The 21107-nt window shown below is 63.3% G+C and carries 16 protein-coding genes and 1 pseudogene; 7 read left to right on the forward strand and 10 right to left on the reverse strand.

Annotation, left to right across the window (positions count from 1 at the left end; translation table 11 throughout):
- Positions 1 to 34: 34 nt before the first annotated feature.
- Positions 35 to 238 (reverse strand): hypothetical protein, encoded by a 204-nt coding sequence (locus U5A67_RS30295; RefSeq protein ID WP_321817212.1) that lies wholly within the window; start codon positions 236 to 238, stop codon positions 35 to 37.
- Positions 239 to 638: 400 nt separating this feature from the next.
- On the opposite strand from U5A67_RS30295, the gene U5A67_RS30300 reads away from it, so the two are divergent.
- From U5A67_RS30300 to U5A67_RS30325, 6 genes and pseudogenes are all read left to right on the forward strand, one after another.
- Positions 639 to 2501, forward strand: a complete 1863-nt coding sequence (locus U5A67_RS30300) for a diguanylate cyclase domain-containing protein (protein ID WP_321817213.1) — start codon at positions 639 to 641, stop codon at positions 2499 to 2501.
- Positions 2502 to 2761: 260 nt separating this feature from the next.
- A complete protein-coding gene (locus U5A67_RS30305) occupies positions 2762 to 3421 on the forward strand; it encodes a biliverdin-producing heme oxygenase (RefSeq protein ID WP_321817214.1) in 660 nt (219 codons plus the stop codon).
- Positions 3422 to 3718: 297 nt separating this feature from the next.
- Positions 3719 to 4111 (forward strand): annotated as a pseudogene (locus U5A67_RS30310) (DUF5672 family protein); the annotation flags it as partial.
- Between the two features lie 232 nt (positions 4112 to 4343).
- Complete coding sequence (locus U5A67_RS30315) at positions 4344 to 4661, forward strand: hypothetical protein (protein ID WP_321817215.1); 318 nt, start codon at positions 4344 to 4346, stop codon at positions 4659 to 4661.
- A 187-nt stretch (positions 4662 to 4848) separates the two neighbouring features.
- The gene (locus U5A67_RS30320) at positions 4849 to 5031 is read left to right on the forward strand and encodes a hypothetical protein (RefSeq protein ID WP_321817216.1); all 183 of its coding nucleotides are present in this window, start codon (positions 4849 to 4851) and stop codon (positions 5029 to 5031) included.
- Between the two features lie 48 nt (positions 5032 to 5079).
- Entirely contained in the window at positions 5080 to 5451 is a 372-nt protein-coding gene (locus U5A67_RS30325) for a nucleotide pyrophosphohydrolase (RefSeq protein ID WP_321817217.1), read from the forward strand.
- A gap of 29 nt (positions 5452 to 5480) precedes the next feature.
- Here the strand turns inward: U5A67_RS30325 and U5A67_RS30330 are convergent, their stop codons facing one another.
- The 6 genes from U5A67_RS30330 to U5A67_RS30355 form a co-directional block, all read right to left on the reverse strand.
- Positions 5481 to 5918, reverse strand: coding sequence for a response regulator (locus U5A67_RS30330; protein ID WP_205987812.1), 438 nt, complete (start codon positions 5916 to 5918; stop codon positions 5481 to 5483).
- An 82-nt stretch (positions 5919 to 6000) separates the two neighbouring features.
- Positions 6001 to 8400 carry an ATP-binding protein gene (locus U5A67_RS30335; RefSeq protein WP_321817218.1) on the reverse strand — a complete coding sequence of 800 codons (2400 nt, stop codon included), beginning with the start codon at positions 8398 to 8400 and terminating at the stop codon, positions 6001 to 6003.
- Positions 8401 to 8491: 91 nt separating this feature from the next.
- Complete coding sequence (gene glgX, locus U5A67_RS30340) at positions 8492 to 10672, reverse strand: glycogen debranching protein GlgX (RefSeq protein ID WP_321817219.1); 2181 nt, start codon at positions 10670 to 10672, stop codon at positions 8492 to 8494.
- A 49-nt stretch (positions 10673 to 10721) separates the two neighbouring features.
- Positions 10722 to 12284 carry a glycogen synthase GlgA gene (gene glgA, locus U5A67_RS30345; RefSeq protein ID WP_321817243.1) on the reverse strand — a complete coding sequence of 521 codons (1563 nt, stop codon included), beginning with the start codon at positions 12282 to 12284 and terminating at the stop codon, positions 10722 to 10724.
- Between the two features lie 354 nt (positions 12285 to 12638).
- On the reverse strand, positions 12639 to 12959 hold the full coding sequence (locus U5A67_RS30350) for an antibiotic biosynthesis monooxygenase (protein ID WP_321817220.1): 321 nt from the start codon (positions 12957 to 12959) through the stop codon (positions 12639 to 12641).
- Between the two features lie 101 nt (positions 12960 to 13060).
- Positions 13061 to 13837, reverse strand: a complete 777-nt coding sequence (locus U5A67_RS30355) for a hypothetical protein (RefSeq protein ID WP_321817221.1) — start codon at positions 13835 to 13837, stop codon at positions 13061 to 13063.
- 128 nt (positions 13838 to 13965) lie between these two features.
- Here U5A67_RS30355 and gcvA point away from each other — a divergent pair, with 128 nt between their 5' ends.
- Complete coding sequence (gene gcvA, locus U5A67_RS30360) at positions 13966 to 14877, forward strand: transcriptional regulator GcvA (RefSeq protein WP_321817222.1); 912 nt, start codon at positions 13966 to 13968, stop codon at positions 14875 to 14877.
- 149 nt (positions 14878 to 15026) lie between these two features.
- Here the strand turns inward: gcvA and U5A67_RS30365 are convergent, their stop codons facing one another.
- The 3 genes from U5A67_RS30365 to U5A67_RS30375 are packed head-to-tail and all read right to left on the reverse strand — an operon-like array spanning position 15027 to position 20904.
- Positions 15027 to 16466, reverse strand: coding sequence for an efflux transporter outer membrane subunit (locus U5A67_RS30365; RefSeq protein WP_321817223.1), 1440 nt, complete (start codon positions 16464 to 16466; stop codon positions 15027 to 15029).
- On the reverse strand, positions 16463 to 17638 hold the full coding sequence (locus U5A67_RS30370; protein WP_321817224.1) for an efflux RND transporter periplasmic adaptor subunit: 1176 nt from the start codon (positions 17636 to 17638) through the stop codon (positions 16463 to 16465). Before U5A67_RS30370 ends, U5A67_RS30365 begins: the two co-directional genes overlap by 4 nt.
- 35 nt (positions 17639 to 17673) lie before the next feature.
- Positions 17674 to 20904, reverse strand: coding sequence for an efflux RND transporter permease subunit (locus U5A67_RS30375; protein WP_321817225.1), 3231 nt, complete (start codon positions 20902 to 20904; stop codon positions 17674 to 17676).
- Positions 20905 to 21107: the final 203 nt, after the last annotated feature.

A 21107-nucleotide genomic window follows, 5' to 3' on the forward strand; every position in this document is an offset into this window, starting at 1 on the left:
GCCTCCCTGTGAATCAAATCAAATGTGCGCGGCGCTAGGCGCGGCGCGTGCGATGGCGTGCCAGCAGACGCCGCGTCGCAAAGTTGGTGGCCGCGCCTGCGTGGCGCGCGCACAGCACGCCGGCGCGACGGGCGCGCGGTGCTGCGCTCGCGGCGCCTTGCTGACTGCCCGCGAGTCGAGCCGCACTCGCAAACGCGTGACGGAAAGTCATTTTTACTGCCTGTTCCGGTGATTTCATGATGCTTTCGTTAATGAACCGTGGTCTGCTTTACGGCGGCGCAACACGTTGCTGAAGTCATCTGAAAGATTTTTTTGCGGGGATCGATCAGGCAATATTTGCCATATGATTCGATATCCGAATTAATTGGATCTCATCGAATAGGCAGAAATGCACTCGTAGCAAGGCTTCGAACCCAGATGCCGCTCGCGAGTCGGTGCGGGTCGCGCCGGTCTGATTCGCACGCGTGCGCACGTCAAACGTTTGCGCGAGCGGTGAGGGTTTTCGGCTAGGGGCGATGCCTGGGGTAAAAATTGCCGGATTGCTGCCGTAAACACAAGCAAGGCGCAAGCCGCCTCGTGTTTTCACCCCGCACGCGTGCTGCGCTGCGCGCCATTTCCGCCGAGGCGAGACTCACCTAATGATTACCGCACCGCTCCCGCTCGACGAAGATCTGCGCCTGCGGGCGCTCCAACGGCTCGACATCCTCGATTCTGATCCCGAGGAAGCGTTCGACCGCATCACGCGTCTTGCCGCGCGGGCGTTTGGCGTGCCGGTCGTGCTGGTTTCGCTGGTCGACGAGGATCGCCAGTGGTTCAAGTCGCACTACGGCATCGCGGCTTGCGAAACGCCGCGCAGCATGTCGTTCTGCGCGCATGCGGTGCTCAGCAAACGCATGCTGGTGGTGGAAGATGCGCTGGACGACGAGCGTTTTCTCGACAATCCGCTAGTGCTGGGCGCGCCTTATATCCGCTTTTACGCGGGCGCGCCGCTGCGTCTCGCGGACGGCCAGGTCATCGGCACGCTTTGTCTGATCGACACGCAGGCACGCAGTTTCGAGCCCGGCGATGCCGAAGCGCTCGCCGATTACGCGCAACTGGTCGAACGCGAACTCGAAGTGCGCCGCCAGTTGATCCGCTCGCGCACGGCGCACGAACGCGACCGCCGCTCGCTGGCGATCAGCGAGGCGCGCTTCACGACGGTTTTCAAGGAAACGCCGATCGGCAACGCGCTGGTCGCGCTCGATGGGCGTTTCATGGACGTCAACGAGACCTTCTCCGACATCACCGGCTACGACGAAGCGACGCTGCGCACGCTCACGTTCGCCGAAGTCACGCATCCCGCCGATGTCGCTTCGGATGTGGCGCTCACGGCGGAACTGGTGGCCGGCAAGCAGAGCACCTACACCACCGAAAAGCGCTATATGCGCCCGGACGGCACGGCGATCTGGGTGAATCTTGCGGTGACGCTGCTGCGCGATGCGGCAGGTTTGCCGCTGCATTTCATCGCCGCCGTGCAGGACATCGACACGCGCAAGCGCAGCGAGGAAGCGCTGCGCAACTATCACGCGGAACTCGAAGACCGCGTGCGCGAACGCACGACCGAATTGCGCCGAAGCCGCGACGCGCTGCAAACCATCACCGACAATCTGCCCGTGCTGATCGCCGTGGTGGATCGCGATCTGCGCTATCGGTTCAACAACGAAACGTTCAGGCGTGTGCTGTCCACGCCGGGGTCGGTGCTGCGCGGCGCGAGCGTGCGCGATACGTTGCGCGCCGAGGTATTCGAGCGTTTGCAGCCGTACTTCACGCGCGCACTCGCGGGCGAGCGTGTGACCTGCGACGAGGTGCGTTATCGCGCGGACGAAGATCGCGTCTGGTGCACGACCTATATTCCCGCCGAGCGCGAGGGCAAGGTGACAGGCTTTTACGTCATGTCGCACGACGTTACCGAACAGCGTCGCACCGAGCAGCGGCTGCGCGAGAATGCGTTGATCGACCCGCTCACGGGTCTTGCCAACCGGCGGGCGCTGGAAGAAGAACTGGGCGCGACGTTGGCCGAAGCGAGTCCGTTCGTGCTGTGCTTTATCGATCTCGACGGATTCAAGGGCATCAATGACCGTTTCGGCCACGATACCGGCGACGCGTTGTTGCGCGAAGTGGCGAGCCGGCTCACGTCGACGGTGCGTGCCGGCGATTTCGTGAGCCGCCTAGGCGGCGACGAGTTCGTGGTGCTCAGCCGCGGCGTGACCGAAGCCGCGAGCGCGGAGCGTATCGCCCAGGCGATTTGTCAGACGCTTGCGCGGCCTGTCGTGGCGGGCGGGCAGATGGTCGAGGCGAGCGCCAGCGTGGGCGTGCTCCTGCACGATACGGACGAAACCGGCGTGGGGCCAGACGAGCCGCTCAGTCTGGCCGACGCCGCCATGTACGAGGCCAAGCGCGCGGGCCGCAATACGTGGCGGATGGCGCGCGCCGCGCCGCGCGCCGCCTTGCTGCCGCAATAGACTCCCGCGCCTCTCAAGTAGCGCTTTCTCGCTGCTAAGCCTCGGTGCAATGCCCGGGCACGAAAACTGCTGCCACTTCCCGCAATGCCTTTGTAGCGGCGATCCGGCGCATATTTCACATGTTCCCCGTGCGTAAATGCGAGCGTGACGCGATAATGCCCCGATTGTGTGGGCCTTCGCGTGGCGCAGCAGCGACCGCGCGAGCCACTACAGGGCCAACCACTCTTTACGCTTTGCGTTTACTTACCCGGACCCGACCCGTGACCGCAATTCGATCCGCAGCCGAATCCTCGTTCGTCGACGTCCTCGGCGCTTTGCGCCTCGCGACCGCGTCCCGCCACGACAGCGTGGAGCGGGCCATGCCGCTCGCCGCAGCAACGCCGACACTGGCCGATTACCGGCAACACCTGCGGGTTTTACACGCCTGGCTCGCGCCGCTGGAGGCCTGGTTTCGGCGCTTCGCCGACGGCCCGCAAGATCCCACCTTGTTGCCGCCGCTTGCGCGCCTTGCGCTGATCGAGCGCGATCTCGCGCATCCCGCCTTGCAAAGTCTGCCGACGCCGGACGCGGTTGCCGTGCCTGCTGCGGATCGCCCGCTCGTGCCGTTCGAAGCCAGCGCGGCGTGGCGCTGGGGCGCCTGCTATGTGGTGGAAGGATCGCAACTGGGCGGCGCCGTGCTGCTGCGCCGTTACGCAGGCACCTTTGCGCCGCATCCGCTCGACTATCTGAGCGGCGATGGCAACGCACCCGGCCCGCGCTGGCACGCCTTCGTCGCCGCCATGCGTCGCGACGTGCACACGCCGCGCGAAGTCGATCAGGCCTGCGCGGGCGCACGCGCCGCATTCGACCGCCTGAAGGCGCTGCTGCCCGAGGCCGCGCCGGTCGACACGCCCGCCGCATCGCGCGCCGAAACGGTCTGAGCGCGTCGCGCCTTTTTTTCGTTTTTCCTCCCGTTTCGATGCCCGCCGTCACCTCGGTTGACGGCGCTCGCCTGTTGAAAACACATAGGATTACCAGGGTTTTCAGGCGACTCGGACATCCGAAACGCGGTCTCGATGATCGACGCCTATAATTTTCGCGTATTGTCAGTTTCAGCGATTGCCACGACCGGAGAGTGACGTCAGGAAACGTCTCGCTGGCCATTCAAGCCGGCACAGGACAAACACGAAAGAACAGGATGGCGACCGTGGACCTGCAAAACGAGCGATGCTTTCTTCGATTACGACTATATCGGCGCAGTCTGGCCGTTTCATCGCGATCGCATGACCGTGGGCAATGGCGGTTTTTCGCTGCGCTCGGCGAAGCTGCTGCACGCACTGGCCGATGAGCGTATCCAGTTGCCTTATGGCGTGAGCGAAGACGAATTCATTTGCCGGCAGTTTCGGCCGCAACTCGAAGCGGATTCCGGCATTCGCTTCGCGCCTGCGGAAATCGCTTCGCGCTTCGCTTATGAACATGAAAGACCTGGCACGCCGACGTTCGGTTTTCATGCTGCATTCAATATGTGGCGTCACGTCGATGACGACACGATGATCGGCATGATCAATACGCTCGAGCAACGCACCTATGCCTCGCGTGAAGTACTGCAATTGCTGATGGTTGATTGTTGATTGCGAACTCCGCAAATTCGACCGCATCAAGGCGATGTATATGCGTTACCGGCAGATATGGAATGAAGCGCAATTCGTGCAGAGGCTGCAGGCGACCGGCGTTTCGCACGATCTGGTTATGCTATGTGCCGATCTTTGCGGAAGATCAATCGGTAACGAAGATCGCAAAGGCTTTTGCGAGTGACAATAGCCGTGGAGTGACCTCAATGCGTCTTTGCACCGGAGAATGTCCATGCACCTCACCGCCCTGAAAAACGCCCGCGAGTTTTTTGATTGCTACGCGCCGCATATTGTTTCGCCTGACACGCAAGCCAGCATCATCGAAATCGGCAGCCAGGATGTCAACGGCTCGCCGCGCAGCGTTTGCCCGCAAGGCGTGAGCTATACCGGTGTGGATTTCGTGGAAGGGCGGGGCGTCGATGTGGTGCTGCAAGACCCTTATGTGCTGCCGTTTGACGATGCCAGTGCAGATGTGGTGCTCGCCAGTTCTATTTTTCTAGCACTCCGAAATGTTCTGGATGCTCTTTCTGGAGATTATGCGCGTTCTTAAACCCACGGGCCTGTTTTATCTGAATGTGCCTTCCAATGGGGACTTTCATCGCTGGCCGGTCGACTGCTGGCGCTTCTATCCAGATAGCGGTAACGCGCTGGTCACCTGGGCGAAACGCAATGGCATGCAACCGCTTTTGCTCTAATCGTATACGAGCCTGCAGCAGACCGGCTTGTGGAATGATTTTGTGGCAGTCTTTCTGAAAGACCAGCAATTCGCCGAACGCTATCCCACGCGCATCCTGCATAACAAGTACGATTATCTCAACGGCATCGCCTTTTTCGAGCCAGCCCGGTTCCACAACCAGTCCACCTTGACGGAAGACCGGCTCAAATTGCAGGCAGCCGGGCAGGGTTTCGCCGAGGAATGACACAGGCACAGCGGTACAATCCGCACTTTGCACCGCGAACCCGTTGTCATGACCGAAGCCAAACCCGACACGCCGCTCGATCGACTCATCGAGCAGGTGCTCGCCTTTCGCGAAGCGCGCGACTGGCAGCAATTTCATACGCTGCGCAACCTCATCGTCTCCACCAGCATCGAGGCGGGCGAACTGCTCGAAACGATCCAGTGGAAAGACGACACACAGATTGCCGCCATGCTCGCCGACGCGAAAGGACTCGCGCATCTCAAACAGGAATGCGCCGATGTCTTTATCTATCTCCTACTCGTGGCGCAGACCGCAGGCTTCGACCTCGTGGAGGCAGCCGCCGATAAAGTGCGCGTGAACGAAACGCGCTATCCGGTCGAGAAGGCGAAGGGCAGCGCGAAGAAGCACAACGAGCTTTAACGAGCGGCTACATTTGCCGCATACCCGCATTAGCCGCTATAAGGCGGCGGTTCGTTGAGCACGGCCCAGAACACGCCCAGATCATTGATGGCGTCCATGAATTCGTCGAACTCCACGGGCTTCACGACATAGGCGTTCACGCCCAGATCGTAGCTGCGCAGCAGGTCTTTTTCCTCGCGCGACGACGTGAGCATGACAATCGGCACGCGTCTGAGGCGGTCGTCCTCGCGCACGATCTTGAGCACTTCGTGGCCGTCTACCTTCGGCAATTTCTTGTCGAGCAGGATCACGGCGGGGTTTTCATCGGGGCGCTCGGCCCATTGGCCTTCGCGACGCAGATAATCAAGCGCTTCCGCGCCGTCGCGCAGCGCCACGACCGGATTGGCGAGCCTGGCTTTTTCGAGCGCGATCAGCGTCAGCTCGATATCGTTGGGATTGTCTTCTACCAGCAAAATGGGTCTCAGCACGACGATTTCCTTCTTCTACTGCGCCTTGGGCGCGTGAATGCCTGTTGCAAATTGAAAGCCTGCAAATAAGGTGCGAGTGGCCTTATTCCGGTTTGCGCACGTTTCTGAACGGCTGCGCCTCGGGTGTCACGTAGGCGAGCCGCGCGACGGCCGCCGCTGCGGTTTCTGGCCCGCTTTGCGCGGGCGCCGCGCCAGCCGAACGCGGAATCGCAAACGAAACGGTCGTCCCCACGTCGAGCTTGCCCTCCGCCCACGTGCTTCCGCCGTGCCGTTCGACGATCCGTTTGACGCTAGCAAGCCCGATGCCCGTGCCTTCGAAGTCCTCGAAACGATGCAGGCGCTGGAACACGCCGAACAGCTTGCCCACGTAACGCGCGTCGAACCCCACGCCGTTGTCGCGCACGAACACGATGTCGTGATTGGCGAGCGGCGAATCGTCCGCGCCCGCGCTACAGCCGATTTCGATGATCGCGGGATCATCCGCGTTGGCGTGATTGCTGGTGAACTTCACGGCGTTGTCGATCAGATTGCGCAGTACGACGTGCATCAGCACCGGGTCCACGATGAGCGCATGCAGCGTATCGATACGCCATTCGATCGTGCGTTGCGGATGATCGCGCTGTTGATCGGCGACGAGTTCCTTCACGAGCCGGTTCAGATCGACGCGCTGTTTGTGGAGCGCCGCGCGGCCCATTTGCGAAAACGCCAGCAGATCGTCGACGAGCTTGCCGCCGAAGCGCGCCGAATCGGCGATACGCTCGATGAAATGTTTGCCGCGCGCCGATATACGCTCGCCTTCGTTCTGTGCCAGCAGATCGGCGAAACCGACGATATGGCGCAACGGCGCGCGTAGATCGTGCGAAACCGTATAAGAAAAGCCTTCGAGTTCCTGATTCGCGCGGCCCAGTTCGAGCGCGAGTTGCGCCAGTTCTTCGGCGCGGCGCAGTACGATATCGAGCAGCGCGGCGCGAAATTCCAGCGCGATTTCCTGCTCGGCGACGTGCCAGGGCAGCGAGCGTTCACGCACTTCCTCGGTCCAGACTTCGAAACTCGCACGTGGCGAAAGCGAATTCGCGAGAGTTGCCAGCTTCGCGTGCGGGTCGCCCGCCCATTTGAGCGCGCGCACGACTTCTGGCCGGAACCAGATTACGTAATTGCGAAAGAGCCGCGAGATCGATACCGCGAGCATGCCGGCCGCGTCGCGATGGAAGGGCACGACGGCTGCGTCGCCGGCGAATTGATCGGCGGCATAGATTTCGCTGTCTTGACTATCTAGCCAACTGAGGATCGCTTCGATCTGCGCCTGGTCCGGCGTCGTGCCCACCGTCACGATGCGTCCGTCGAACACGATGGCCGCGCCCGTCGCATTCGCGAGCCCAAGCAGATCGCGCGGCGCGTCGCTGAGCGCCGTGACGAAGTGCTCGCTATTGGCCATCGCCGCGAGCAGGCGCGAAAGTCGATGGCGCAACGCAAGCCGATATTCGGCCTGGGCGCGATCCTCGCGCGCTTCCACCTGCAGCGAAAGCATCTGCGCGATGTGCTCGCAGGCGGCGCGAACCTCGAAAGCGGGTACGCGCGCATGCGCGTGATGACACGAAATGAGTCCCCAGAGCCGCCCGCGCACGACGATCGACATCGACATTGACGAACCCGTGCCCATGTTCTTCATGTACTGCACGTGTACGGGAGAGACGCTGCGCAGCGACGCCCAGGTGAGATCGGTCGGGCGGCCCGTGGCCGGATGCAGCGGCGGCACGAGTGGCACGCTGGCGTAACCGGCATCGGCGATCAGACGGATGCGGTTGTGCACGTAGAGCGCGCGTGCCTGCGCGGGAATATCGGCGGCGGGGAAATGCTGGTCGAGATACGACGCGTAGCCGGTGTCGAGCGCTTCCGCGATGACGTGGCCGTTACCGTCGTCATCGAAATTATAGACGAGCGTGCGGCCAAAGCCGGTAATGCGCTTGACTTCGTTCGCGGCGAGCCGGGCGAGATCGTCCACTGTCTCGCATTCCTGCAGGCCGCGCAGGAATGTGCGCACGAGCGGATAGAGCGAGGAAAACACATCAGCGGTGCCGAGCGCGGGCTCAAGCTCGACGATCGCGATGCCGTCGTAGCGATGCGCGACGATGGCGAGCGGCGGGTGTGCATCGGCAGGCGCATCTGAAGGCGTGCGTAGATCGCGCGGATCGGCAATCGCGCCGATAAAACGCGGCGTGCCGTCCGAAGCGGGCTCGACGAGCGCAGCGAGCGTGGCCTGCGCCGCGCTTTCGCCAATCAGTTGCGCGAGCGGCGCGCCCAGCAGCGCTTGCGCCGTGGTGCCCGCGAGCGCGCCTGCATTGGCGCTGAGTTGCGCGATGCGGCCGTCATGGTCGAGGCTGATCAGAAACCCATGTGGCTGGATGCTGCCGGGAAGGTGGATCGGCTCACTGGCACAGTCCGCTTGCGAAGCGTGCGTGCTGGCCGGTGCCTGATGGGTCATGAATACTCCGTGATGGGACATGTCGAGGGTTCGGCATGCTTCAGCAAATCATGTGCCGCGCTCGCGGCACGGTCATTACGCCCGCACCCGCTCAACTCGTGAGGTTTTCCTCCAGCCGCTCGAACACGCGCTGCGTTGCGCCGCGCGCATGCAGTGCGAACAGCAGCAGCGAGCGGCCAGTCACTTGGTAGATATCGCCGGCTTCGAACTCCGGCAACTCGTCGCGCACCGGCATATTGGTGTCGATCAGGCAACTCCATTGATCGTTGCCCGGCACCGAAGGCAGCGTGAATTCCACAACGTCGTGATAGGCGTTCAGCACGATCAGCATGGTGGCGTCGGAGGCCAGGCGCATGATGCCGCTGGTCTGCGATCTGCCATCGATAAGCATTCCGAAGCATCGCATCTGCGCATCGCCCCATTGATCGCCGGTGAGCGGTACGCCTGCAGGCGAGAGCCATTCGACATCGGTGACGTCGAGCGTGGCGTTGTGCTCGCCGCTCAGAAAGCGATTGCGGCGCAGCACGGGTAGCGCATGACGCAGCGTCGTGAGCTTGCGCACGAAATCGGCGAGCGCATGGCCGTCTTCGTCGATACCCTCCCAGTCGACCCAACTGATGTCGTTGTCCTGGCAATAGGCGTTGTTATTGCCGCGCTGCGTGCGGCCGAATTCGTCGCCTGCCAGCAGCATCGGCGTGCCTTGCGAAAGCAGCAGCGTGGCGAGGAAATTGCGTTTCTGGCGCTCGCGCAGCGTGCGGATTTCGGCGTCCTCGGTCGGGCCTTCCGCGCCGCAATTCCACGAGAGATTGTCCGAATGGCCGTCGCGGTTTTCTTCGCCATTGGCTTCGTTGTGGCGCTCGTTGTAGGACACCAGATCATGCAGCGTGAAGCCGTCGTGCGCGGTGACGAAGTTCACGCTCGACCACGGGCGGCGCCCGCGCCGGTTGAACTTGTCGCCCGAGGCGGCCAGGCGCGTGGCGAGATCGGCGGCCTGGCCTTCGTCGCCTTTCCACCAGCCGCGCACGGTGTCGCGAAAGCGGTCGTTCCATTCGCCCCAGCCCGGCGGGAAGCCGCCCACTTGATAGCCGCCGGGACCGCAGTCCCAAGGCTCGGCAATCAGTTTCACGCTGGAGAGAATCGGGTCCTGGCGGCAACTGTCGAGAAATCCTCCGCCTTCGTCGAAACCATACGGCTCGCGCCCGAGGATCGTCGCCAGATCGAAGCGGAAACCGTCGACGCCCATTTCCACCACCCAGTAACGCAGGCTGTCCGTGACCATCTGCAGCACGCGCGGATGCGAGAGATTGAGCGTGTTGCCGGTGCCGGTGTCGTTGATGTGATAGCGCGGGTTATCGTCGACGAGGCGGTAGTACGAGGCATTGTCGATGCCGCGAAACGACAGCGTCGGCCCGAGTTCGCTGCCTTCGGCCGTGTGGTTGTAGACCACGTCGAGGATCACTTCGAGGCTCGCCTGGTGCAGCCGGTCCACCATGTTCTTGAATTCGTCGATGGAACCGTGCGCGCCCACCGAATAACGCGGATCGGGCGCGAAGAAGCCGATGGTGTTGTAGCCCCAGTAGTTCTTCAGGCCGCGTTCGAGCAGGTAGGAATCGTTGACGAAGGTATGCACGGGCATCAGTTCGACCGAGGTGACGCCAAGGCCGCGAATATAGTCGAGCACCTTGGAATTCGCCAGGCCCGCGAAGGTGCCGCGATCGCCTTCGGGCACGTCGGGATGGCGGATCGTATAGCCGCGTACATGCGTTTCGTAGATCACGGCGCGCTCGCGCGGCACCCGTTCGCGCAGCGGGTGATGCCAGCTAAAGGTTTGATCGACCACGCGGCAGCGCGGCACGTAGCGCGCGCTGTCACGCGTGTCGAAGGACAGATCGGCGTCGGGGCTGTCGAGCGTGTAGCCGAATACGGCCGGATGCCATTTGAGCTCGCCCACGTGCGCTTTCGCATAAGGGTCGAGCAAGAGCTTGTTCGGATTGAAGCGATGACCGGCGTCCGGCTCGTACGGTCCATGCACGCGATAGCCGTAGATCGCGCCGGGTTCGAGATCGGGCAGGAAGACGTGGAAGATTTCGTCGGTGTACTCGGGCAGTTCGATGCGCTCGATTTCGCGCAGGCCGGTTTTGTCGAACAGACACAGTTCGACTTTGCTGGCGTTCGCCGAGAACAGCGAGAAGTTCACGCCGCGCCCGGTCCAGGTGGCGCCATGCGGAAACGGCTGGCCTTCTTCGATGCGGGTGGCGGTCTTCTTGCTCATGGTGGCTCGCTGGCGTGAGTGGGACGGGGGGGAGGGCGTCGCGCGGATTTCAGGCGATGCGGCGCACATCGGCGAGCGCACGGCGATGGCGCTGGGACGTGCTGGTGCGGCGCGACTTGGCCGCGGCGCTGAGATTGCGCGGCGCGTGCGCGCCGGGCTTGCCCTGTACGCCGGTCAGCGCCAGGTAAAGCTCGTGATAACGGGCGGCGCTCGTTTGCCAGCTCGAATCGCGCTGCATGGCGTTGCGCTGGAGCACGCGCCACGTCTGCGGCTGGGCGAAGGCGTCGAAGGCGCGGCCAAGCGCGTGAAAGAGGTCGCTGGCGCGTTCGCCGTCGAACAGGAAACCGGTGGCGTGGCTCGTGGCGCGCGGCGGGCAATCGATGATCGTGTCGGCGAGGCCGCCCACGCGCGAGGCCACAGGAATCGTGCCGTAGCGCATCGCGTAAAGCTGAGTGAGGCCGCACGGTTCGAAGCGGCTCGCGTGCAGCAGGATATCGGCGCCCGCATGCAGGCGGTGCGCACACGCTTCGTCATAGCCGATATGCAGGCCCAGCCGCCCCGGCCACGCGGCGGCCAAGCCGCGCAAGGTCTGCTCGATGGCGGCGTCGCCCTGGCCGAGCACCACGAACTGCACGCGCGGCCAGCGTGCGAGTGCGGCTGGTAGCGCTTCGCAGACCACATCGGCGAGTTTTTGCGCGCTCAGGCGGCTGCCGATCGCCACCAGCGGCGCGAACGGATCGACGCGCAGGCCATAGCTGTGCTGCAGGGCTTTCTTGCAGGCGTGCTTGCCCGCGAGATCGTCGTGACTATAGGGCTGGGCGAGCGCGGGATCGTCGAGCGGGTTCCACTGCGCATCGTCGATACCGTTGACGATGCCCGTGAGCTTGTGCGCGTGCGCGGCCAGCACGCCTTCCATGCGATTGCCGAAGTGCGGCGTGAGAATCTCGCGCGCGTAACGCTCGCTCACGGCGGTGAGGCGATCCGCATGGACGATGGCGGCTTTCATGAAGCTCAGCGTGTCGTAGAACTCGATGCTGCGCGGCTCGCGCGGCGCGGGCGCGAGCAGTTCGGACGGAATGCCCGCATACGGCGCGAGCCCGAGCGGATAGTTGCCCTGAAAGGCCAGGTTGTGGATCGTGAACACGCTGCGCGCCGAAGCGCCCGCGAGTTTCATCAGCAGCGGCGTGAGGCCCGCGTGCCAGTCGTGCGCATGCACCACGCGCGGACGCTTGACGCCGCGCACGCCGGTGGCAATGCGCGCCGCCGCAGCGGAAAGCGAGGCGAAACGCGCGAAGTTGTCGATGTAGTCGCGCCCGCATTCGTCCTGATAGAGCCCGCTGCCGCGCCCGGCGAACAGATGATCCATTTGCAGCAGCAAGACCGGCACGTCGGAATCGGGCATCGCGGCGCGCCAGAGCCGCGCGTCGCCGCCGGGCAGATCGCGGATATAGCCGAGCGGCGTGGGCGCGATCACGCGCTCGAACGCACATTCGTAGCCGGGCAGGAGAATCGAGACATCGACACCGCGACGGCGCAGCGCCATCGACTGGCTGCTGACCATGTCGCCCAGACCGCCGCTTTTCGCAAGCGGCGCGGCCTCGGCGGCGACCATCAACACGTTGAGAACGTTGGACGACAAGGTGACTCCCCCGGTGAGTGCAGGTGAACAACGCTTGATGAACACTTGATGCGGTTGCTGAACGGCGCGCGGAGGACGAAGCAGAAGGTGCGGTGGAGGCTGCCCGGCTCAACCCTTTATAGCGATAGCAAGCTTCGGGCCAATGGCGAGGGGCGTGATGCGCGAGAGATGTTGCGGCGCGGCGAAACGCTTATGGCGCAAGGTGTTCGCGCGATCTGTAAGCGTGCCGCGAGCGGCGGGGAGGGCGGCCGCGCGTCGCGCCGCGTGTAGCTTTGGCGTGACGCGCGTGCAGTTTTCACTCTGAAGCGTGCGGGCCGATGTGCGTGCTCACTTGACCGTCTGCACGACTTCGAAGCCTTCGAATTCCGGGTGGCTCAGATAGAGCGGGCGGCTTTGGCCCGCATTGCCCGCATTGCGGTGCGCGGCGCGGAAGGCGTCCGAGCGCGTCCAGTCGTCGAAAGCGGCGTGGTGCGCCCAGATCGTGTGGCTCGCGTAGAGAACGTGATCCTCGCGCTGCGGACCTTTGAGCAGATGAAACTCGATAAAACCGGGCACTTCTTTCAGATGCGTGTCGCGGTTCGCCCAGACTTCCTCGAACGCGGCTTCGGAGCCAAGGGCAACCTTGAAACGATTCATGGCGATATACATGCGGCAATCCTGTTAGAGCTGATCGGTGGCGGGAAGCCGCGCGCGGCGGGTGCAGCAGAAGGCCGGGCGCGCGGCGCTCACCGATTATAGGAGTGCCGCGTTTATTCCACCGGCAGCGCGGCAGGCATGCGCATGCGATAGAACGACAGCGCCTGGATCGCGAGGGTGCAGAAGATTGCGCAGCCATAGGCGACCACCAGATGCGTGCGGGTGAGCGCGAAACTCAGCACGAAGAAGAACGCCGCGAAGCCGAGCAGCCCCGTGACCATGCCGCGCATCACCTGCTGGGCGGCCGCGGCGCCGTTGGAACGATGTGCAAACACCGCGAGGATGATCGCCATGAACGGGAACGAGGCGATCACCCCGGCCACCCCCGCACCGACGAACGGAGCCAGCAGCGTCACGCTTACCACCAGCGCGGCGATCAGCACCATGCGCAGCGGCAGATCCCACCACGGCGCTTCGACGCGTGTGCTCGACGTTGCTGTGTTCGGCATGAAGTTGAGCGCGAGCGTGATGGCGATCAGCGCGAGCAGGAACAATAGCGTTTGCGGCAGGGCGCTCCATTGCAGCAGCGCGGCCACGATCACGAACGCGCCGCCTGCGCCAGTGAGTGCGAGACGCCAGCCCGACGACGCCAGCCGGCAATACATGAAGCAGAACGCTGCCTGTGCCGCCGTGGCGACGAGCGAGCCCGCCGTGGCCTGCGTGGCGAATACCGGCCCGTGCTCCAGCGCGAGAAACACCGAGATCGGCCCAGAAGTCAGCGGCATGCCGACCAGCAATCCGCCGACGGCCTCGCCCCAGCGGCGCACGGCGAGCGAAGCGGCCAACAGCAATAAAGGCGTGACGAAGAGTTTGAAAAGCAGGAGATCCATGATGGGCAAGCGGCGTTCAGTGAGTCTGTGATGAAGCGTCTTTGAGCCCAGTTTGGCGGCCGTCGGCGGGGCTGACAAACCATTTATCGTCATATAATGCGTGAGTTAAACTCACGCATGGTTCGAACGTGTTCGATCGGCTTCCCCCTTTGCAAACGCTGCGCGCCTTCGAAGCGACCGGCCGCCATCTGAGCATGACGCTGGCGGCTCAGGAACTGCATGTCACTCACGGTGCGGTTAGCCGGCATATCAAGACGCTCGAGGAGCATCTGGGCGTGGCGCTGTTTCAGCGGCTGACGCGCCGGATCGTGTTGACCGAGGCGGGGGCGGAGTTTCTGCTGGCGGTCACGCGGGTGTTGGGCGAACTCACTAAAGAAGCCGATCGTGTGCGCGGGCACGATGGCGTCGAGCGGTTCAAGATTAACGCCAGCGTTTCATTTGCGAATAAGTGGCTTGCGCCGAGATTGTATCGGTTCAAGGCCCGCTTTCCTGGGCTGGATGTTCATCTCGATGTGACCGATAAATTCATCGATCTGAATGAGGGCGAGGCGGATGTCGCTATTCGTTATGGTAGCGGGCGGTATCCGCGTTTGCTTGCCGAGCGGATTCTTGAGGAGACGGTGACGCCGGTTTGTAGTCCTGCTTATCGCGAGAAGATGCGTGGGTTGCGGGCGGTTTCGCAGCTTGCGGGGTGTACTTTGCTGCATGAGGGAGGGATGCTCGCGAACTGGGAGCAGTGGTTTGCGCTTGCGGGTGTCGAGAAGGTGCGCAGCGATCGTGGGCCTGCTTATAGTCATGGGAGTCTGGCGATCGAGGCGGCTATTCGGGGGGAAGGGGTGGCGCTCGGGCGGAGTGTTATCGTCGCCGATGATATTGCTGCCGGGCGGCTGGTGGCGCCTTTTCCGCATGTGAGGCTTAAGTCAGAGCGCGGGCATGATCTGGTTTATCGGATCGGGAGTCGGGATGATTTTAAGGTGCGGGCTTTGAGGGGGTGGCTTGCTGATGAAATTGAAGCGTTTCTGGCTGGTCTTTCTGATTAGTCTGGATTGCGAAACTTTGAGTTCGTGTCGGTCTTTGCCGCTGCAAAGAAAAGTAGGTGCCGCCCCGCACAGGGGCAACGCTAATAGACCGACACACGAACACAAGGAAATGCCAACCCGCACCACCAAAACTACTACGACAACAACAACTAAACCCCACCCTCACTCCACCCACCACCCAGCGCCTGAATCAACCGCACACAAGCCTCCATCCTGCGTCCCTCGATAACCACCGCGTCGCGTTCATCAGCAAGCGCGATAGTCTGCGAAGTCACCACATCCAGATAACTCACCGCACCCGCATTAAACCGATTAGTCGTCAGCACCAAAGCCTGCCTGGCGGCCAGCGCAGCACGCTGTTGCGTAACCGACTCATCCCCAAGCGCCTGAAGCGCCGAAAGATTATTCTCGACCTGTTCAAACGCAGAAAGCACTGCCTGCCGATAATCCGCCACAGTCCCGTCATACCGCGCAGTCGCCGCATGCAACGTAGCCGTACGCTTGCCGCCATCGAAAATCGTGCCAACGAGTTGCGGCCCAAGTGCCCAGAAAAGACTCGGCGCACTCAACCACGGCGAAAAGACCGAACTCTCCAACCCAGCGGTAGCACTCAACACAAGATCCGGAAAAAACGCCGCATGCGCAGCACCAATCTGCGCATTCGCCGCCGCAACGCGCCGCTCGGCCGCCGCGATATCCGGCCGCCGCTCGATCAACTGCGACGGCAACCCAGCCGGAATCTCCGGCAAACGAAACCCGCCCTGCGCCCCCGAAACAGCCGGCAATGAAAAAATCGAAGCCGGCTCGCCAATCAGCGTAGCGATCGCGTGTTCCATCTGCGCACGCGCCACATCGATATCGCGCGCCTGCGTGCGCGTACTGTCGAGTTGCGCCTGCGCCTGCGCGACTGCCGAGGCGTCGATTGCACCATTACGCAACTGATCCTGAACAATCGATAGCGCACGCGAATAAGCCGTCACGCTATCGTCGAGCAGGCGCTTTTGCGCATCGAGCGAGCGCAAGCTGAAATAGTCCACCGCCAGTTGCGACGTCATCGAAAGCCGTACCGCTTCCAGATCGGAGGCGCTCGCCTGGGCCGTCGCGTTCGCGCTCGTGACTTCGTCGCGAATACGCCCGAAAACGTCGGGCTCCCACGTCGCCGTCACGCCCATGCTGTAATCGGGAATCGTCTTGCCCGCAAGCGACGATCCCTGTTTGTTTGCCGATGTGCGATAGCGATCCTGCGCCACGCCAGCGGTAATCGTCGGCAGAAAACCGGCACGCTGATAATCGGTGCTCGCGCGCGCTTCGTTCAGATTCGCGAGCGCTTTGCGCACGCTTTGATTCGATACGTCGATGCGCGCTTCGAGCGTGTTCAGTTCAGCGTCGCCAAATACGGTCCACCACGCGCCACGCGGCGCGGCATCGGCGGGCGAGGCGGGTTTCCACGCGGCGTCCGACGTTTCGCCCGCATAGTGCGTGGGAATCTCCACTTTGGGCGGCTGATAGGGCGCGGTGGTCGAGCAGGCGGCAAGCGCAACGGCAATCGCCATTGCGCCTGCACGCAAGGTGAATCGGAAGGCGTTCATGATTGCGCCGCCTTCGTCGTGGCCGCGATGCTCACCGGTTCGCCGTTGCTGATGCTGTCGCCGGGATTGTCGATCACGCGGTCGTTGGCGCTTAGGCCCGAAGTGACTTCCACATGCGTGCCGAAGTCGCGCCCCAGATGCACGGGTTTGAGCAACACCTTGCCAGCGGCATCGACGGTTGCAACCGTTACGCCATCGGCGCGAAACAGCAAGGCCGTCACGGGCACATCGAGTGCGGGCGTGCTGGTTTTCAACGCGAGATGCGCCTGCACATAGCCGCCTGGCAACAGCGCGCCGTCCGCATTGTCGACATCGATTTCCACGCGCAACGTGCGGCTGGTCGGATCGATTGCGCCCGCGCTGCGCGCCACGTGCGCAGTAAAGCGGCGGCCCGGATATTGTTGCGTCGTCAACCACGCTTCGGTGGCGGGCGTGACGTCGGCGGCATCGTCCTGCGGTACATCGACGAATACGCGCAAGGTCTGTGTCTGCGAGAGATGGAACAGTTCGTTCGTGGACGACGGCGCGCCCGGCGTGCCGCCTGCCGTAACGAGTGCGCCCACGTCGACGTCGCGAGCCGTCACCACGCCATCGAACGGCGCCGTGACTTTTTCATACGAAACCAGTTCGGCCAGTCGCGCAACGTTGGCCTGCGCGGCCGCGAGCGCGGCCTGTCTGGTCTGCATGTCGCTGACTTTCGCGTCGGCGTCCTGCTGCGCGACGGACTGGCTGGCCAGCATCGTTTGCCAGCGCTGTGCGGTGGTTTTCGCGTAGTTGTAGGCCGCTTGCGCGGAAGCTTCGTCGGCCCGTGCTGCGCGCAGTTGCGCGTCCAGATCCGGCGCGGCGATATCCGCGAGCATCTGGCCCGCTTTCACATGCGTACCGATATCCGTGTACCAGTGCGCAATGTAACCGCTCGTGCGCGCGTAGATCGCGGCATCGGCGAAGGGCGTGGCGGCGCCTGGCAGCACGAGGTCCTGGCTCGCAGGCGCGGGTTGTGGACGCACCACGGCAACGGTGAGCGTTCTTTGCGTTGCAGTCTGCGCGGCGAGCGCGCGGCTCGCCTGCAATCGCGGGACGACGCCCGCGGCCAGCAGTGCGAGGGCAAGCGCGGCGAGGGCGAATGCCGCCTTGCGGCGCGGCGCAGGAGTCTGTTTTTCGAGGTCGTTCATGATCGGCGATGTGATAGGCGTGAATTCGGAATGCGTTACTGTTCGGCGTCGGCTGCTTCGGGAGATGCCAGTTCGGCGCGCTCGTCGTGCCGCTGCTTGCGCCGTGCCAGCCAGCCGTGCGCGATGGCAAACACCACCGGCACGAACATGAGTGTCGAGACCGTGCCGCACGCCAGCCCGCCGATCACGGCGCGGCCCAGCGGCGCGTTCTGTTCGCCGCCGTCGCCGAGTCCGAGCGCCATCGGCAGCATGCCGATCAGCATCGCCAGCGCCGTCATCATCACCGGACGAAAACGTGAGAAGCCGGCCTGTTCGGCAGCATCGAAAGGCGAGAGCCCTTGCGCGAGCTTTTCGCGCGCCGCCGTGACCACCAGAATGCTGTTCGCGGTGGCAATGCCGATACAGAGAATCGTCCCGGTCAGCGCGGGCACGCTGAGCGTGGTGTCGGTTGCGAACAGCATCCAGACGATGCCCGCGAGCGAGGCGGGCAGGCCGCTCAGAATCACGAGCGGATCGAGCCACGACTGGAAATTCACCACCATCAGCAGATAAACCAGTGCGACGGCGAACGCGAGACCAATCAGGAGTCCAGAGAAAGCTTCGTGCATGGCCTGAACCTGGCCGCGCATCACGATCGAGGAGCCGGGCGGCAGTTTGGCTTTTTCGCTGTCCACGACCTTGGCGATATCGTTCGCGACCGATCCCAGATCGCGTCCCTGCACGGCGCCGAAGATGTCGAGCACCGGCTGCACGTTGTAATGCGAAACCACGGCCTGCTGCGTGGCGCGCGAGAACGTGCCCAGCGAGCCGAGCAGGTTCTGCACGGGCGCTGCGCCGCCAGGGCTTTTCGCGCTGGTCGAGGAACCCGTCAGCGGCAGATTCGACAGCGCCTGCAGCGAATTCATGTCGTACTGCGGCATCATCACCATCAGCGGATAGCTCACGCCGTTCTTCGGATCGAGCCAGAAATTGGGCGTCGTCTGCGAACTGCCGGAGAGCGCGATCAGCAGATTCTGCGCGACATCGCGTTGCTGCATGCCCGCCTGCATTGCCCGGGTGCGATCGACATCGATATTGATCGCGGGCGCGTCGCCGGGCTGCTGGATGCGTGCGTCGACCAGACCGCGCACATGGCGCAGCTTCGCGAGCAGATCGTCGGCGACCACGCGATTCGCGGCGAGCTTGTTGCCGACGATCTGGATGTCGATCGGCGCGGGCAGGCCGAAGTTGAGAATCTGGCTGACGATATCCGCCGGCAGGAACGCGAACGTCACGCCCGGAAACGCCTTGGGCAACTGCTTGCGCAATGCGCTGACGTATTGGGCCGTCGGGCGATGGCCCGGTTTGAGCGAGACCATCACGTCGGCGTCACCTGCGCCAATCGGGTCCGACGAATCGTAGGTCAGGTTGATGCCGCTCACCGGCACGCCGATGTTGTCGAGCATCGCGCCTTGTTCGCTCGCGGGGATGATGCCGCGAATCGCCGCTTCGACCTGGTCAGTGAGACGCGCCGTCTGCTCGATACGCGTGCCCGTGGGCGCACGCAGATGCAGGCGGATTTCGCCGGTATCGACACTCGGGAAGAAGTCGCGGCCGGTGAAGTAAAGCAGCGACATCGAGGCGACACAGCAGGCGAGAAACATCGGCACGAAGCGGCGACGTTGTGCGATGGCGCGCGCGAGTGTCGCGCGATAGCCCAGACGCAGCATTTCGAAACGGGCTTCGAATGCGGCCTGGAAGCGCTGCAGGCGTGCAACAAGCGCGTTTGCGGGCCGCGCGCTGCGAGTGCGTGGCTTGAGCAGATAGAGCGCCAGCGTAGGCACCAGCGTGCGCGAAAAGAAGTACGATGCGGCCATCGCGAAGATCACGGCTTCGGCCATCGGCACGAACAGATAGTGCGCGACGCCCGTGAGCATGAACATCGGCGCGAACACGATGCAGATCGACAGCGTGGAGACGAAAGTCGGCACGGCGATTTCGCCGGAGCCATTGAGGATCGCGTCGTAAAGCGGCTCGCCGTTTTCGAGGTGATGGGTGATGTTTTCGATCGCGACCGTTGCGTCGTCAACGAGTATGCCGACTGCCAGCGCGAGTCCGCCCAGCGTCATGATGTTGATGGTCTGCCCGAGCGCCGAAAGCGCGAGGATCGACGTGAGCACGGCCAGCGGAATCGACACCGCAATGATCAGCGTCGCGCGCCAGCTACCCAGAAACAGCAGGATCATCAGCGCGGTGAGGCAGGCTGCGATCAGCGCTTCGCGCACCACGCCGCCAATCGCCGATTTCACGAACACGGATTGATCGCCGAGCGGCGTGATCGTCAGCGCCTTGGGCAAGCCCGCCGAGATATGCGGCAACATCGCCTTGACCTGACCGATGATCGACAGCGTGGACGTGTTGCCAGTTTTCTCGACCGTGAGCAGCGCCGCGCGCTTGCCGTTGCTGCGCACGATATTGGTCTGCGGCGCGTAGCCGTCGCGCACGTGGGCCACGTCGCGCACATAGACCACGCTGCCGCCGACGGTTTTCACCGGCAGATTGTTGAGCGCGGCGATGGAATCCGTGCTGCCGTTCATCTGGACGTTGTATTCGCGCGCGCCGATCTTCGCGGTGCCGCCGGGCAGGATCAGGTTCTGCGCGTTGATCGCGTTGACCACGTCGAGCGGCGCGAGACCCTTGGCCTGCAGCGCGTGCGGGTCGATATCGACCATGATCTGCCGCACCTTACCGCCGAACGGCAGCGGCACCGACGCGCCCTGCACGGTGGCCAGCTGCGTGCGGATAAAGCTGTTGCCGAGGTCGTAAAGCTGCTGTTCGGCGAGCGTCGCGCTGGACAGGCCGAGTTGGAGGATCGGTACGGTTGAGGCGTTATACGTGATGATGTTCGGCGGCAGCGTGCCGGGCGGCAGCACGCGCAGGATCGACGCCGAATTGCTGGCGGCCTGCGCAATCGCACGGTTGATATCGGCGCCCGGGTGGAAAAACACCTTGATCACCGACACGCCGTTGAGCGACTGCGATTCGATGTGCTCGATATCGTCGACGTCCGAGGTCAGCGCGCGTTCGTAGTTGGAGGTGATGCGCTGCGCCATATCCTGCGCCGAAAAGCCGTTATACGACCAGACGATGCTGACGACCGGGATGTCGATATTCGGAAAAATATCGGTCGGCGTGCGCAGGATCGCGAGCGGGCCCGCGATCAGGATGAGTATCGCGAGCACGGCGAAGGTATACGGGCGGCGCAGGGCGAGCCGGACAATCCACATGACGAACCTGTTTGAGCGTGATGGCGCGCTGGCCAGCCATCGACAGGCAGTCGAGGCAGACATGCGCGCGCGGCGGTATGGAGGTTCGCAGTCTGCGGGTGCGGGCTTTGCCGGAGGGTGACCGTTGGATTACGAAATTGATATGTTGGTGTGGGGCCGGATGGGCAGTGTGAGCTGGCAGCCGGCTAGCGCGGCGTGCCGAG

It is taken from the genome of Paraburkholderia sp. J69-1, from assembly GCF_905220255.1.
Classification (GTDB): Bacteria; Pseudomonadota; Gammaproteobacteria; order Burkholderiales; family Burkholderiaceae; genus Paraburkholderia.